Origin of the sequence: Maricaulis maris MCS10, from assembly GCF_000014745.1 — a bacterium.
In the GTDB taxonomy this organism is placed as follows: Bacteria; Pseudomonadota; Alphaproteobacteria; order Caulobacterales; family Maricaulaceae; genus Maricaulis; species Maricaulis maris_A.
Genome location: NC_008347.1, coordinates 620813 through 636870 on the forward strand (window position 1 = coordinate 620813; position 16058 = coordinate 636870).

11 protein-coding genes are annotated in these 16058 nt (G+C 64.1%); 7 read left to right on the forward strand and 4 right to left on the reverse strand.

All coding sequences use genetic code 11. From position 1 onward, the window contains the following. Positions 1-22 precede the first annotated feature (22 nt). The 4 genes from MMAR10_RS02765 to MMAR10_RS02780 all read right to left on the reverse strand — a co-directional run bounded on the left by MMAR10_RS02765 (position 23) and on the right by MMAR10_RS02780 (position 6777). Positions 23-781 carry a TIGR02186 family protein gene (locus tag MMAR10_RS02765; protein ID WP_011642473.1) on the reverse strand — a complete coding sequence of 253 codons (759 nt, stop codon included), beginning with the start codon at positions 779-781 and terminating at the stop codon, positions 23-25. Next, positions 782-1714 carry a sulfite exporter TauE/SafE family protein gene (locus tag MMAR10_RS02770; protein ID WP_011642474.1) on the reverse strand — a complete coding sequence of 311 codons (933 nt, stop codon included), beginning with the start codon at positions 1712-1714 and terminating at the stop codon, positions 782-784. A gap of 6 nt (positions 1715-1720) precedes the next feature. Beyond that, positions 1721-4852, reverse strand: coding sequence for a peptidoglycan-binding protein (locus MMAR10_RS02775; protein ID WP_041636720.1), 3132 nt, complete (start codon positions 4850-4852; stop codon positions 1721-1723). Positions 4853-5136: 284 nt separating this feature from the next. Next, a complete protein-coding gene (locus MMAR10_RS02780; RefSeq protein ID WP_011642476.1) occupies positions 5137-6777 on the reverse strand; it encodes a hypothetical protein in 1641 nt (546 codons plus the stop codon). Between the two features lie 133 nt (positions 6778-6910). On the opposite strand from MMAR10_RS02780, the gene MMAR10_RS02785 reads away from it, so the two are divergent. From MMAR10_RS02785 to MMAR10_RS02820, 7 genes are all read left to right on the forward strand, one after another. Next, positions 6911-7393: a MerR family transcriptional regulator gene (locus MMAR10_RS02785; protein WP_011642477.1), complete on the forward strand. Its 483-nt coding sequence runs from the start codon at positions 6911-6913 to the stop codon at positions 7391-7393. Positions 7394-7463: 70 nt separating this feature from the next. Next, the gene (locus MMAR10_RS02790) at positions 7464-9254 is read left to right on the forward strand and encodes an acyl-CoA dehydrogenase C-terminal domain-containing protein (RefSeq protein ID WP_011642478.1); all 1791 of its coding nucleotides are present in this window, start codon (positions 7464-7466) and stop codon (positions 9252-9254) included. Positions 9255-9391: 137 nt separating this feature from the next. Next, positions 9392-10558 carry an acyl-CoA dehydrogenase family protein gene (locus MMAR10_RS02795; protein WP_011642479.1) on the forward strand — a complete coding sequence of 389 codons (1167 nt, stop codon included), beginning with the start codon at positions 9392-9394 and terminating at the stop codon, positions 10556-10558. Between the two features lie 220 nt (positions 10559-10778). Beyond that, entirely contained in the window at positions 10779-11384 is a 606-nt protein-coding gene (locus MMAR10_RS02800; protein ID WP_011642480.1) for an FMN-binding negative transcriptional regulator, read from the forward strand. Then, positions 11377-12132 (forward strand): endonuclease domain-containing protein, encoded by a 756-nt coding sequence (locus MMAR10_RS16645; RefSeq protein WP_233353858.1) that lies wholly within the window; start codon positions 11377-11379, stop codon positions 12130-12132. The genes MMAR10_RS02800 and MMAR10_RS16645 overlap by 8 nt, the downstream gene beginning before the upstream one ends. A gap of 2 nt (positions 12133-12134) precedes the next feature. Continuing rightward, positions 12135-13340, forward strand: coding sequence for an acetyl-CoA C-acetyltransferase (locus tag MMAR10_RS02810; RefSeq protein ID WP_011642482.1), 1206 nt, complete (start codon positions 12135-12137; stop codon positions 13338-13340). 420 nt (positions 13341-13760) lie between these two features. After that, a complete protein-coding gene (locus tag MMAR10_RS02820; RefSeq protein ID WP_011642483.1) occupies positions 13761-15971 on the forward strand; it encodes a 3-hydroxyacyl-CoA dehydrogenase NAD-binding domain-containing protein in 2211 nt (736 codons plus the stop codon). Positions 15972-16058: the final 87 nt, after the last annotated feature.

Here is a 16058-nt window from a genome sequence, read left to right on the forward strand (position 1 = left end):
GGAGACGATGCGCGGGAAAGGGTCAGCGTCTGCTGAAGGCTAGATTGGCAGCATAGCCGGCAATCATCGCGATGAAGACGCAGAACAGGCCATAGAGCATCGGCCGCTCGTGGGCGGTTTCATAGACGAAGCGTTCAATGCCCGCCTTTTCGACACGCAGGCTGGTGGATCGGCTGGCGATCGCGCGCCCGTCACGGAACAGGTAGACCTCGGCGACGTAGTTGCCGACCGGGGTCAGGGGCGGCAAGGCAATGGTGGCGCGAAACAGGCCGCCATCGAGGATTTCCACACCACGCTGGGCCTCGGCATAAACATTGGCCCGCAAGCCGGATCGGGCAATGGCCGCCAGATAGGGGTCCGGCTGACCGGTTTCGCCGATCGTGGCGGCATCGCCGGCATTGCCGACCAGGGTCGCAGTCAGGCCGATACCGCTGCCCGCAAGTTGCTCCGGAGTAGCGATGTCCGACAGGGGCAGGGACGTCGCGATGGCATAATAACTGGGAATGTCCTCGAACTCGCGCGGGGCGGAATTGACCCAGATGCCGAAACTGCGGGCCTTCTGCATCACCCGCAACTCGCGACCGGGACCGCGCAGCACCACCACCACCTCGTCCTGGATCGTCATGCCGCGAGTGGCGCCGTAGAGCACCAGCTCCATTCCCGCGAAGTCCTCGCGGATCTCCACGGTCTCATGGGTCAGCGCGGCGACGATGCCGGGCGCTTCATTGGCGATCTGGGGCTGGACCTGCAGGGCCAGGCCGAGGATCAGGCCGGACAGCATCTAGTGACCCTCCCCACCGCGTGGCAGGACCACGAACAGGTCGGAGGGCTGGGCGACAAGGTCCCAGCCGAGTTTGAAGCAGACTGCGAGGACCATCATCGCCAGCAGGGCGCGCAATTCCTCGGCCTTCACATTGCGGCCGGCGCGGGCCCCGAGCTGGGCCCCGATCACGCCACCGATGATCAGCAGGACCGCGAGCACCACATCAACGGTCTGGTTCTGGGTCGCCTGGAGGAAGGTGGTCAGCGCCGTGACGAACAGGATCTGGAACAATGATGTTCCGACCACGACATTGGTCGGCATGCGCAGGATGTAGATCATCGCCGGGACCATGACGAAGCCGCCGCCAACACCCATGATCGCGGCCAGTGTCCCGACGAAAAAGCCGATCAGGACCGGCGGGATGACCGATATGTAAAGCCCCGATGCCGGGAAGCGCATCTTGAAGGGCAGCCGGTCGATCCAGCCGCGCTTGCGGTGGCCGGTGCGGGATCGGGCAGAGGCCGGATCATTGCGCTTGAGGATGGAGCGGGCGCTCTCGACGAACATCAGCCCGCCGACAATGCCCAGGAAGCTGACATAGCTGAGCGAGATGATGAGATCGATCTGGCCGAGGCTTCGCAGGAAGGCGAAGAGCTGGACACCGAATATCGATCCTGCAGACCCTCCTACGAGCAATAGCGAGCCCATCTTGATGTCGAGCGTCTTGCGCTTCCAGTGCGCCAAAGCGCCGGAGGCCGAGGAGGCGACAATCTGGTTGGCTTCGGTCGACACCGCGACGGCCGGCGGTACACCGATGAAGAACAGCAAGGGCGTCATCAGGAAGCCGCCACCGACACCGAACATGCCGGACAGGAAGCCGACACCGAGTCCCAATCCAAGCAATAGGAAGATGTTGACTGAAATTTCTGCGATCGGGAGGTAGATCTGCACCGCCGATCAACCCGCAGCGGCGCGCTCGAGCCGTTCAACAAGAACAGCATCGACACGTCCGGTGCGGGGCAGACCCTGGTCTGCCTCGAATTGCATGATGGCGTCGCGGGTGCGGCCACCGATTTCTCCGTCAATCGGACCCGGGCCATAGCCCAGTACAGATAGAAAACCCTGGGCCCGGCGAACTGTCGCCATGTCCGTGGTCGCAACACGCTCCCAGGGCAGGTCGGAATAGATACCGTTTGCTTCGGCGTCGATTGGACGCGGATTAAAGCCCGCAGCAGTCGATCGTGCCGCTTCAAGGGCAGCCGGCTCAATCATCTCGGCCAGCGTTGCGGCGCGTTCGCCGGCGGTCGGATCGCTGTCACTGGCGGCGATCGAGAACCAGGCAAAGGCATCAGGCAGGCTGAGCGGAACGCCGTCGCCGGTCTCGTAGAGCAGCGCCAGATTGAACTGGGAATCGCGCAGACCGAGCAGGGCAGCCTCCTGGAACCAACGCGCCGCAGTCTCCATGTTCTGGGCGGCGCCACTGCCATAATAGTACATCACACCGAGATTGTGCATGGCCCGGCGATGACCGGCATTGGCGGCGCGCTCGGTCCAGCGGCGGGCGTCTTCCAGATTGATTTCGACGCCTTCGCCCGTCTCCAGCAATTTGCCAAAGCGGTATTGTGCAGCGGGCACACCCTGTTCGGCAGCGCGCCGGAGCAGGATGGCTGCCGTGGCGGCGTCGCCGGCATCAAGGGCGCGCACGCCGAGCTGATAACGCGCCACAGGATTTCCTTCGGCGGCGGCGCTCTCCAGCGTCATGCGGGCAGGGCCGGTCGAGGGCGGCGCGGTGTCCGGCGCAGGAGTGCGGGGCGCGGCTTCAGGTGCGCGCGCTTGTGCTGCAGCTGGCTCGGTCTGAGGCGTTGCGGCTGCTGCCGGCAAGCTCATGCCACTGGCGTCGGCAACCTGGTTGGCCGGCGCGCGGCTTGTCTGTGCGGGTGGTGACGCGTCAGCCGTGCGGGTTTCAGCCGTAAGGGTTTCTGCCGGAGTGTCGGACGCGGCATCGACCGGGTCGCCAGCAGGCTGCGCGCTGGCGGCGCCCGCTGTTCCCGATCCGGACAGGTCGGCTTCAACCTGAGCGATGAAACTGCGTTCGGCAGCGGCTTCCGCAGCGACGCGCTCGCCATCGCCCTGCCAGGCTTCCCAGATCAACAGGGCGCCGGCACCGGACAACATGACCAGGGCGACGACCGGCAAGGCGTAAAGCAGGGTCCGGCCAAGGCCGGATTGCGGGGTGCGGTGCACGGCGCTCTCGGTGAACTGTCCGGGAATGCCGGCACGGGTGCGCTCGCGGGCCGCCGCGAGGAAATCGGCGTCGGCGGTCGCGCCCATGCGCTGGGGACGGTCCGCTTGGGCGGGAGGGTGTACGGGGCCGCGGGCCTGGGTCGGTGTTGGCGCTTGAGCGGGTGCTGGTCGCGGTGCGGCCTGCTCACGCAGGATCGGCGCCACAGCAGCCACAGGGGCAGCCGGCTTGCTGGCGAGCGGTGCAGCGGGAGCGGCCTCGGCAAGAAAGGGATCATCGCCGTCAATCTCAAAGCCACCCGACGGCGTTTCCGCTTGTGGGGGGGGCGAGAGCGGCGTGTCGAAATCGATATCCGGGTCCGATGGGGCCGGCCTGGCAGCCGCCTCTGTTGGCGTGTCGGTTTCGGCAGGTGTGCTGTCCGGCTTGCCGCGGCTTTCAATGGCTTCGAGGCGGTCGGCGAGGGCCGACATGGCGCGCTGGACCGGTGACAAGGCCTGCTCGGTTTCGGCCTTCACGGCGCTCATCCGGTCCTTGACGCCGGTCAGGGCCTCTTCAATCCGTTGCGCCGTGCGCTCTTCGGACTGGCGCAGGCGGTCATCCAGATTGTCTTCGCGGCCGGATTGCTCCAGCCGGTCCATCATCTGGGCCATACGGTCGGTGGCTGTCTCGACGACGGCGCTGGCGCGTTCTTCGGACTTGACGATGCGTTCGCCCAGGGCACGGCCGAGGCGGGTGACCTCTTCGCCCATGCGCTTCATGGAGTCCTTTTGTTCCTGACGGACTTCGTCCAGGCGGCGGTCGAGTTTCTGCTCGGACTGGGTTTCGCGCAGGGCAGCGCTCGAGCGGCGCTCGCTCTCGGTCAAGCGGCGGTCGATGGCGCCGGCGAGCTTGGTGATCTCTTCGCCGAGGCGGGACATGTTGTCGCCCTGGCGGCGTTCGGCGGTATCAATCCGGTCGAGGGCCTTGGCGAGCGCGTCCTCAAGCCGGTCGACGCGCGGCTCGGCTGCAGCCTTGTCGAGCGCCTGGCTGACCTGGTTGCGGGTTTCCGCAATGGTGCGGGCGACATCATCGGTCAGGCGCTCGAAGCGGCGTTCCAGTTCGACGGTATCGGAGGAATTGCGGGTCTCCAGCTGACGCAGACGGTCGTCCAGCCGGGTAAAGGATGTCTCCAGAAGGCGAGCCGCATCATTGGTGATGCGCTCGGAGCCCTCGATGCGGGCCTTCAGCATCTCGGTCGAGGTATGCAGTCCGTTCAAGGTCTCGGACGTCCGGTCCTCGCGCCGCTTGTTGATGTCGGCAAAATCCTCGGCGCGGTTTTCCAGCCGGGCGAGGCGGCTTTCCAGGCTCTCGGCCATGCGCTTGGTGTCGTCGCCGACTTCGTGGACGCGGGCCGCCGTGTCGTTCTCGTGTTCATAGAGCCGGCGGGCCAGCTTCATGATGGTGGTCTCGACCGCCTTCACCGTATCGGGAGAGGCGCCGCTTCCGCTGGTTGTCTCGATCGAGCGCACACGGTCGCCCAATTCGTCCTGGGCTTTCTTGACCCGGGCAATGCTGTCGCGCGCCGTTTCCAGCTGTGCGTTGGTGCGTTCGCCGGTCTTGGTGATCTTTTCGGCGAGCTGGGTGATCGCCTTGTCGATACCGCCGAGCGTGCGGGCCGACATCTGCTCGCTGCTGTCGACGCGCTCGGACAGGCGATTGACCATGGCCCGCAACAGGCGGTCTTCGTCCTCGTTCAGGTCGGACTGGCCACCAAAGCCGGGGAAGGCCTCCAGGGCGTCATCCCATTGCGGCGAGGACGGGTCGTTGTCTTCCAGGATGACGCGATTGAGCCATTCGCCGAGGGTCATGCCCTCCTTTCGCGCGGCCGTCTTGGCTCTCGCCCGGGCGCGGGGATCGATCCCTTTCACGCTCCAAGGGTTACCCATAGACGACATTTGATTCGCTCGCTCAGCCTAACCTGCGGAAGGCTATTCCGTGGTTAATATTGTGTAAACCAAGGGTGGGGACCCAATATGTAGTGTTTCCACACCAAATCTCAGATTTGCGCACGCGGGCGCCAAAACCTGAGTCTGAACAAGGCTCTGACTCGGTTAATGGTGAGTAAAATGTGTGGATAAGTTGGGGCCGGGACTCAGTTTTCGTCGCTGCCGACCGTTTCCTCGTCCGCAACTGTTTGTGCCGCCGGTGAAGCCGTCGTTACGAAGAAGCCCGGGGCAAGCGTCTGCAACTGCTCGCTCATGGCTATGGCCTCGACCGATGGTGGCAGCGAATGCGAGGCGGGCAGGGCGCGAGCAATGTCGAACAGCAGCCAGGCGGTTTCCACGTCACCCTGGCTCGCGGCATAGCGGCCGCCATGCCAGAACGCCATCGGGGCATAGGGGTCGTTGCTGGCGCTGGCGGCGAACAGGGACGCCAGGTCCATGTCCGGAAGGGTCTCGGGCTGGGAGCTGCGCACCGCCGCAAGTGCCTGGGCGGCGAGAAGATTGGCCGCCGCGCCATCGAAACCGTCGCGATGCAGGTGCTCGCGCAGGATGGTCAGGGCGGCGACCCGGTCGCTCTGCATGCGGCTGATGCCGCTCATCAGGGTTTCAAACGTGGTGTTGCCAATGCCGGCTGCGGTGACCTGGCTCATCCGGTTGCACACGGGCGACGGCGTATCGCTGCCGCACGGGCCCTGATGATGCGAGATCTGATACAGGGCCAGATAGGCACCCGAGGGATCGGCACGGCGCTGGGCCGCGTCGGCCGCCGCGAGGAAGTCTTCGGCAGCTGGCGCAGCGGACGGCTGGCTCGCAGCGTCGAGGCCTGTCTGCAACAGAGCACGGATGGCCGGGTCGTCGATCTGATAGGTGTCTGCCCGCGCCGGCTCGAGACCCTCCGGCCAGGGGAAGCTGGCTTCGTCTTCATGGCTGCTCAGCCGCGTCCAGGTCTCGCGACGTCCGTCCGGGCTGGACGGGCTGTAGACCAGGAAGCTGAAACGTTCGGGAATGCCCGCCTCGTCGGTCAGGGTCGCCAGTGCGTCCGGATGCACCGGAACGGCGTGTTGTAACCAGCCGCGGAACAATGCGGCCGGCTGACCGGCGCCCAGCCCGTCATCGACATGGCTGAAGACCGGCTGGCCCTCGGCCGTACGGCGCACTTCGGTGGTGCCGGCCTCGGTGATGGTTGAAACCAGGTCGGCGCGTGCCAGCCGGACGCCCATGGCGGCTTCGATCCAGAAGCGGTCAAAGGAGGTGCCGCCCGGCCCGGTCACCGAATCCAGCGTGCCGCCTTCGGTGTAGTAGGCGAAGGTATTCATCTGGCGATGCACATGGGAGACGATCGGCGCGCTGCGCATGACCGGCCCATCGAGCGCCGGAACGCGGGTCAGGGTCCGCGCCGTGATGAAATCCTGGATCACGCGCTCGGCCGTACCGGTCTCGGTGACATAACCATCACCGATCACGATCTCGCGCTGCTCCCCGTCCAGTGGCTCGCCATCAAGCGAGCTGCGCTCGATCTGCCAGCGCGTGCGCAGGACCTGGTCATTCTCGCTGCCGCGAAGGGCCAGATAGGCGTCACGGCCCAGATGCGGGCCAATGACGGTGTAGCGTTCATTGCTGGTGTCCGGCGTGTTTTCGTCCGGTGTTGGCTCGGTGATGCCCGACGGCTGGGCGAGGATTGAAAAGCCCGGATCGGGTTGGCCGGCCTGCGCCAATGCTGCCGACGTGAGCGTTGACAGGAGCAGCAGGGCTGCAAGCGGAAGGGCGGGCAGGGCAAGGGAGCGCGACATGGGGCCGACCTTGCCGCGCGCGCTCGCAAGATGAAAGAGGCAATGAAGGAAGATTGCTTCCAGGGCTGCGAATTCCCGATTGTCATATATTTGACGTTGACGTTCGCGTCACTTCGTGAACACCATTCACCCCATGATCAAGCCTGTCGCACCCGATGCCGAATTCACCATTCGCGAACTCGCCCACGAGTTCGATATCACGCCGCGCACGCTGCGCTTCTACGAACAGAAGGGCATGATCCATCCGCTGCGCCGTGGTGCAGCGCGGGTCTATACGGCCGAGGACCGGGCCCGGATCGAGCTGATCCTGCGCGGCAAGCGAGTCGGCTTCGCGCTCGACGAGATCAAGGAAATCCTTGATCTGCAGGCGATCGACCGCGGCGGCCGTGAACGGCTGGAACCGGCGATCAAGCGCTTCGAGCATCGCATCACCGTGCTGCAACAACAGCGCGAGGACGTCGCCCGGGCCCTGGCCGAGCTGGAAGCCGGTCTCGACTGGATGCGCGAGCGTCTGGAAGACCGGACCCCGCCGGACGATGTCCGCCGCCGCGCCCGAGCCTTTGAGGCCCTGGCCAGTGCCCGACTGGAAGACTGGAGCGGCCTGTCGCCGGGCTGAGACCCGTAACGCCGCCCCCAAACTGAACCCGAAATCGAACAATCCACATCCCGCTCCCCGGAGATCCATCATGACCACCCCGTATCGCGCCCCGGTTCGTGACCAGCGTTTTGTCCTGCATGACGTGCTCAACATCGCCCAGTATGGCGATCTGCCCGGCTTTGCCGATGCCGACGCCGACACGGTCGACGCCATCCTGGAAGAGGGCGCGAAATTCTGTGAGGGCGTCCTCGCCCCGATCTCCAAGGTTGGTGATGAGGAAGGCTGCACGCGCGACGCGGACGGAAACGTCAAGACCCCGACCGGCTGGAAGGATGCCTTCAAGCAGATGTCGGAAGGCGGCTGGACAGCGCTGTCCTCGGATCCCGAATATGGCGGTCAGGGCCTGCCGCACGTGCTCAACCTTGCCTTCAACGAGATGGTCTCCTCGGCCAATATGGCGTTCGGCATGTATCCGGGTCTGACCCTGGGCGCCGCGGCCGCGCTGGCCACCGGCGGGACCGATGAGCAAAAGGCGCTCTACCTGCCCAAGATGATCTCCTGCCAGTGGGGCGGGACGATGAACCTGACCGAGCCGCATTGCGGCACCGATCTCGGTCTCCTGCGCACGAAAGCCGTGCCGCAGGCCGACGGGTCCTACAAGATCACCGGCCAGAAGATCTGGATTTCCTCCGGCGAGCACGACATGGCGGAAAATATCATCCACCTCGTTCTCGCGCGCATCGAGGGCGCGCCGGAAGGCGTGAAGGGCATCTCGCTCTTCGTGGTGCCAAAATTCATTCCCGATGCCGACGGCAATCCGGGGACACGCAACGCGGCCAAGTGTGGCGGCCTCGAGCACAAGATGGGCATTCACGGCAATGCCACCTGTGTCATGGACTATGACGAGGCGACCGGCTGGCTGGTCGGCGACGAGAACAAGGGCCTCAAAATCATGTTCATCATGATGAATGAGGCGCGGCTGGGTGTCGGCCTGCAGGGCTATGCCCTGGCCGAGGCCGCCTATCAGCAATCGCTCGGCTTCGCGAAAGACCGCCTGCAGGGTCGCTCCCTGACCGGACCGAAGAACCAGGACGGCCCGGCCGATCCGATCATCGTCCACCCGGATGTGCGCCGCATGCTGATGGACCAGAAGTCCTTCGTCGAGGCGGCGCGTTGCTTTGCCCTGTGGACCGCCTTGCAAGGCGATCTCGAGGAAAAAGCCTCCGACCCGGCGATGCGCGAAAAGGCTGGCGACTACATGGCGCTGCTGACCCCGATCGTGAAGGGTTATCTGACCGGCAAGGGCTATGACATGGTCTCCTCCGGCCTGCAGATCCACGGCGGTTCCGGCTTCACCGAGGAGTGGGGCGCGTCCCAGCTCCTGCGCGATGCCCGCATCACCCTGATCTACGAAGGCACCAATGGCATCCAGGCGCTCGACCTGGTCGGCCGCAAGCTGGCGATGAACGGCATGCGCCCGATCACCACCTTCTTTGCCGAACTCGACGCCTTTGTCGCCGAGGGCGGCAATGACGAGACCCAACCCTTCGTGCAGGCTGTCGCCGACACCAAGGCCAAGCTCAAACAGGCCACCGACTGGCTGATGAATAACGCGCTCAACAATTTCGACCATGCCGGCGCTGGCAGCCACGACTATCTCAGCCTCTTCGGCCTGACTTCGCTGACCTATATGTGGGCGAAAATGGCCAAGGTCGCCTCGGCCAAGATTGCCGCCGGCGAAACCGACCCGATCTATGCCAACAAGCTGACCACGGGCCGTTATTTCCTCGACCGCTGGGTCCCGGAAGCGGCCATGCACCTGGCCAAGGTCGAGGCCGGCGCCGACTCCATGATGGCGCTGGAAGCCGACGCCTTCTAGGCGCCAACTGACAAGCATGCCGGCGGGACCGTTCCGACAAAAGAGAACGGCCCGCCACACAATTCCGGTTGATAAAGGGCATCCGCCATCCTGCGGTCAGGCCCGTCTCACAAAGAACCGTCTGGGGAGGACGTTTCATGTTTCAGGACCCACTCAATGTGCCCCGTCCGGCCTTTCTCGAGCGCGAGGATGTGCGGATGTTCGAGGACTCGGTGCGCGGCTTCATGGCCAAGGAATGCGTGCCCAATGCCGAGCGCTGGGAAGAGCAGGGCATGGTCGATCGCGAGATCTGGACCAAGGCTGGCAAGGCGGGAATCCTCTGCCCGTCCGTGCCCGAGGAATATGGCGGCGCCGGTGGTGATTGGGGCCATGAATACGTCTTCCATACAGCGGGTGCCGAGATCGGCGCTGGCGGCTGGGGTGTCGGTCTGCACAATTCCATCATCGCACCCTATGTCACCCATTACGGTTCGGAAGATCAGAAGAAGTCGGTCCTGCCGCGGATGATTTCCGGTGACCTGATCGGCGCCATCGCCATGTCCGAACCGGGCACGGGCTCGGACCTGCAGAGCGTCAAAACGACGGCGATCAAGGACGGCAATGGCTATCGCATCAATGGCCAAAAGACCTTCATCACCAATGGCGGCTCGGCCAATTTCATCATCGTGGTGGCCAAGACCGACCCGGAAAAGGGCTATGACGGTGTCTCCCTGCTGATGGTCGAGACCGACAAGGTCGAGGGGTTCCGCCGCGGCCGCCTTCTCGACAAGGTCGGCATGAAGGCCCAGGACACGGCCGAGCTCTTCTTCGAGGATGTCTGGGTTCCCGCCGATGCCTTGCTTGGCCAGGAAGAGGGCCAGGGCTTCATCCAGCTGATGCAGCAATTGCCCCAGGAACGCCTGCAGATCGCCGTCCAGGGCGTCGGCGCGATGAAGCGCGCCCTGCACGAGACGATCAACTACACCAAGGAGCGCGAGGCGTTTGGTCGTCCGATCCTGAAATTCCAGAACACCCAGTTCAAGCTCGCCGAATGCAAGACCAAGGCGACCCTGGCCGAGGTCTTCACCCATCACTGCTCGGAACGCCTGATGAAGGGCGAACTCGACGCCGCCACCGCCTCGATGGCCAAATACTGGGTCTCCGAAGCCCAGAACGAGGTCATGGACGAATGCGTCCAGCTGCATGGCGGCTACGGCTATATGCGCGAATACCCGATCGCCAAGATGTGGACCGACAGCCGCGTCCAGCGGATCTATGGCGGGACAAACGAGATCATGAAGCTGCTGATTGCGAGGACGCTTTAGGGATGGAACAGGGCGCTCTGCTTTCCTCCCCACGCCAGTGGGGAGGGGGACCGCGAAGCGGTGGAGGGGCCGCCGCGCGAAGGCGCGGCGGAATCTTCGTGGCACGCGCCGAACGACCGTCTCCGCTCGCGCTGCGACGGGCGCCCCTTCGACCCGATGCTGCGCATCGGCCCACTTCCCCACTGATGTGGGGAAGAAATCCGGCGACGGAGCGCGCCTGATGTACACGCCCACACATTTCCGGATGGAAGACGAGAGCGAGATGCGGGCGGTGATGCGTTCGTATGATTTCGGTCTGCTGCTCATTCCGGGTGAGCCGGATCTGGCGGCGACGCATATCCCGTTCAAGCTGGCCGATGAGCGCCTGGTCCTGATCGGCCATGTCGCCATGGCCAATCCGGCGTCGGCGGCGATCAAGGCGGGCAAGGAGGCTATGGTCGTTTTCACCGGGCCGCATGCCTATGTCTCCCCCTCCTGGTATGCCAAGCCGAACGAGAATGTGCCGACCTGGAATTATGTCGCTGTGCATGCCTTTGGTAGGCTGGTGCCGCTCGAGGGTGTCGAGGCCGAGCGGGCGCTGTCCTCGCAGATCGCCGACTTTGAAAGCGAGTGGCGGATCACCAATCTGGAAGAAAAGCGCCGGGCCATGCTGGAGCTGGCCATCCAGCCCTTCGAGTTCGAGATTGACCGCCTGGAGGGCAAGGCCAAGCTCTCCCAGAACAAGCCATTGGAGGAACGCCTGCGCATCGCCCAGGCCCTCAACGAACGCGGCGAACACGCCGTCGCTTACCACATGATCGAGGACGAGGCGGAAGAGGATGATTGAACACGCTCTTCTTTCCTCCCCACGCAGTGGGGAGGGGGACCGCGAAGCGGTGGAGGGGTCGGCGAAGCCGATGAATGGTGCTGGTCATACTGCGCTGCGCGCCGCCCCATCGACTTCGCTTCGCTCAGCCACTTCCCCATGGAATGGGGAAGAAAGAGGTTTGAGCTTGCAGGCTCCGGAACCTCCGAAATACCGTGCGATGAAACGCGCGCGGTCGCTGCGCAAGCGGATGACGGACGCTGAACTTATTCTCTGGTCGCGGCTTCGGGCGCGTCAGCTGGAGGGCTTCAAATTCCGTCGCCAACATCCGGTTGCGCCTTACATCGCCGACTTTGCCTGTGTCGAGTTGAAGCTCATCGTCGAGCTTGATGGTGACACGCATGGCACGCCGCAGGAATTAGCGCATGATCGTCGCCGTACCGGTTTCCTGGAAGCGGCGGGCTGGACGGTCATCCGAGCCTTCAACATCGACGTCTATCAAAATCTCGATGGCGTCCTCACCCAGATATCAGACGCGTTGCACACGGCCGGAAGAGCCGCAGCGCTTTCCTCCCCGCGTAGCGGGGAGGGGGACCGCGTAGCGGTGGAGGGGTCGGCGAAGCCGAATGCCTCATCGCAGTCTTTGACTGCGACCCCATCGACCCTCAGGCGCGATGCACCCGAGGGCCACTTCCCCGCAAGCGGGGAAGAAAAGAGAACGCATACCCAGTCGATAAAGGGAACCACCCCGCCAAGGGAAAGGAACTGACCATGACAGAAGCCTATATCTTCGACGCCACGCGAACGCCGCGCGGCAAGAAAAAGAACGGAGCGCTCAACGAGATCACTGCGCTGCAGCTGGCCACCCAGCAGCTCGCCGCGATCCGTGACCGCAATAATCTCGACACCGCCCTCGTCGATGACGTGATCATGGGTGTCGTCTCGCCGGTCGGTGAGCAGGGCGCCAATATCGCCCGCTCCGCCGTGATCAATGCCGGCTATGCCGAGACCACGGGCGGCTACCAGCTCAACCGTTTCTGTGCCTCGGGCCTGGAAGCGGTCAATGTAGCGGCCGCCAAGGTGATGTCCGGCGAGGCCGATTTCGCCATTGGCGGCGGCGTGGAAGCCATGTCGCGCGTACCGATGGGTTCCGATGGCGGCGCCATGGGCGTCGACCCGGAAATCTCCTTCGACAACTATATCGTGCCGCAGGGCGTCTCCGCCGACCTGATCGCCACCAAGTACGGCTTCTCGCGCGATGACGTGGATGCCTATGCGATGGAAAGCCAGAAGCGCGCTGCACGCGCCTGGGAAGAAGGCCGCTTTGCCAAGTCGGTCGTCGCCGTGAAGGACCAGCTGGGCACCACCATCCTTGCCCATGACGAGCACATGCGTCCGGGCACCGACATGCAGGGCCTCGGCTCGCTGAAGTCGGCCTTCAAGGACATGTCGGACTTTGTCGGCTTTGAAGCCGTTGCCACCCAGCGCTATCCCGAGATCGAGTATCTCAACTGGGTCCACACCGGCGGCAATTCCTCGGGCATCGTTGATGGCTCGGCGATGGTTCTCGTCGGCTCGAAAGAGGCAGGCGAGCGTGCCGGTCTCAAGCCGCGGGCGCGTATCCGCTCGATGGCCTCTGTCGGTTCCGAGCCGACCATCATGCTGACGGGGCCGGTTCCGGTCACCGCCAAGGCCCTGAAAAAGGCCGGCATGGAAGCCGGCGATATCGACCTGTGGGAGCTCAACGAGGCCTTCGCCGCCGTCGTGCTCCGCCTGATGCAGGCCTATGAGATCGACCACGACATCATGAATGTGAATGGTGGCTCGATCGCCATGGGTCACCCGCTGGGCGCCACCGGAGCGATGATCCTGGGCACCGTCCTCGACGAGCTGGAGCGCACGGGCAAGCAAACCGCCCTGACCACGCTCTGCGTCGGCGGCGGCATGGGCACCGCGACGATTATCGAGCGGGTGTAAGCTTGCGGGTCTTGCTCGGAATATTGCCGTTGGCGCTTGCTGCCTGTTCGGCGACTCCATCGGCGACGACGCTTGTTCCCGAGCCTGGAAGCGCCGCGTTCGATGCCATGATGGCGGATCGTCGTGCGTGGTCGCGTTCGGCCGCCGAACGGTACGAGCTATGGGTCGCCCAAGCCAATGGGCTTCCGGACGGTCTGACCTGGCAGGATATCGCGACGTCCTGGCAGACCGACGGGCGAGAGCATGATCCGCGGGACGTGGCCAGTCTGGAGCACTGCGTTTGGAGACACAGCATCTCCGAGGCGGACTCCGGGGTGGTTCTGTTGAACTGCAGCACCGGACATATGATCTTCCTCTTTCACTACTGCCCCGCGACGGGTCGCCCCAACTGCGACGCCGCGGGCTGACGAGAGAATACCAATGAAAAACTTCACACTTGAAATCGATTCCGACGGCATTGCCCTGGTCACCTTTGACAGCCCGGGCAAGTCGATGAACGTCATCTCGGCCGATGTCATGGATGACTTCGACGCGCTGACCGGCAAGATCATCAATGACGACGCCATCAAGGGCGTGGTCATCACCTCGGGCAAGGCGGCCTTCTGTGCCGGCGCCGACCTGTCGGAACTGGGCGGCTCGTCTGCGGCGCTGGCCAAGCTGCCGGAAGAGGAAATGAAGACGAAGCTGTTCGAGCAATGCTTCCGTCTCAACAAGACCTTCCGCGCCCTGGAAACCTGCGGCAAGCCGATCGCTGCGGCGGTCAACGGCCTCGCCCTGGGCGGTGGCTTCGAGATTGCCCTGGCCTGTCACTACCGCGTCATGCCGTCGGACAATCCCAAGGCCAAGCTCGGCCTGCCGGAAGCCATGGTCGGCGTGTTGCCGGGCGGTGGTGGAACCCAGCGACTGCCGCGCCTGGTGGGTCTGATGAATGCCGCACCGATCCTGCTGCAGGGCAAGCAGCTCGACGCCGCTGCCGCGCAGGCCCAGGGTATTGTTGATGCCGTGGTGCCGGGTGGCGAGCTGGTGGCCAAGGCCAAGGAATTGGTCAAGGAAGACCCCAAGTCTGCCAAACAGCCCTGGGATGGCGACAAGTTCCGCTTCCCCGGTGGTGGCCCTTACCACCCCGCCGGTGCCCAGATGTTCGGTGCCGCCTCGCCGATGCTGCGCAAGACCAGCTATGGCAATTACCCGGCCCAGCGTTACATCCTGTCCTGCGTCTATGAAGGCTCGCAGGTCTCGATGGATGCCGCGCTGCGCATTGAAAGCCGGTATTTCACCAAGCTTTTGCTGCGCCCGGAAAGCCGCAACATGATCCGCTCGATCTTCCTGTCCAAGCAGGACCTGGACAAGGGCGGACGCCGTCCGGCCGGTCAGGACAAGGGCGAGATCAACAAGATCGCCATCATCGGTGCCGGTTTCATGGGCGCGGGCATTGCCACGGTTTCGGCCCAGGCCGGGATCGAGATTGTTCTCATCGACGCCACGCAAGAGGGCGCCGACAAGGGCAAGAAGCATTGTACCGATCACTTCGCCAAGGGCGTCGCCCGCGGCAAGCTGAGCCAGGACAAGGCTGACAAGCTGGGCGCCCTGATCACGCCGACCACCGACTACACCCTGATCAAGGATGTCGATCTGGTCGTCGAGGCCGTGTTCGAGAATTCCGAACTCAAGGCCAAGATCACCAAGATGGCGGAAGAGCAGATCGGCACCACGGCGGTGTTTGGCTCGAACACCTCCTCCATCCCGATCACCGATCTCGCCAAGGCGTCGGATCGTCCGGACAATTTCATCGGCATCCACTTCTTCTCGCCGGTCGAGAAGATGAACCTGGTCGAGATCATCATGGGCGAGAAGACGGGCGATTATGCCCTCTCGCGCACGATCGATTTCGTCACCAAGATCAAGAAGACGCCGATCGTCGTCTCCGACACGCGGGGCTTCTACGCCAATCGCTGCGTCATGCGTTATATCGGTGAGGGCATGAACCTCCTCGCCGAGGGCGTGAAGCCGGCCCTGATCGAGAATGCCGCCAGGATGGCCGGCATGCCGGTCGGTCCGCTCTCCCTGCAGGACGAGGTGGCGCTGGATCTCGGCGTGAAGCTGATCAAGCAGACCAAGGCCGATCTGGGTGACACGCACAAGCCGTCCAAGACCGAGCCGATCCTGTTCAAGATGGTCGAGGAATATGAGCGCTTCGGTCGCAAGAATGCCAAGGGCTTCTACGACTACCCGGCCGAGAAGGGTCAGCCCAAGCGTCTCTGGCCGGAGCTGGAGCAGTTCGCTCCGGGTGGCAAGTACGCCGCCGACCAGCCGACAGCCGACGAGATCAAGGACCGCATCCTCTACGCCCAGGCGCTGGAAGCGGCGCGTTGCATGGGTGAGGACATCGTCCAGGATCCACGCGAGGCCGATGTCGGCTCGATCCTCGGTTGGGGTTTCGCGCCCTATACCGGCGGCACGCTGTCCTACATCGACACCATCGGCGCCAAGGCCTTCGTGGCCCGCGCCAAAGAGCTGGAAGCCGCCTATGGCGACCAGTTCGCGGTACCGGACCTCCTCGTCGAAATGGCCGAGAAGGGCGAAACCTTCTACGGACGCTTCGGCGCCCCGGCGGCGGTGGCGGCGGAGTAATCGCTGATCTGACCAGAACGACTGCAAAGAACCGGCGCGGCACTGTCCGCGCCGGTTTTTTCTTTGGATGCGTGGTAGTTGTTGTGG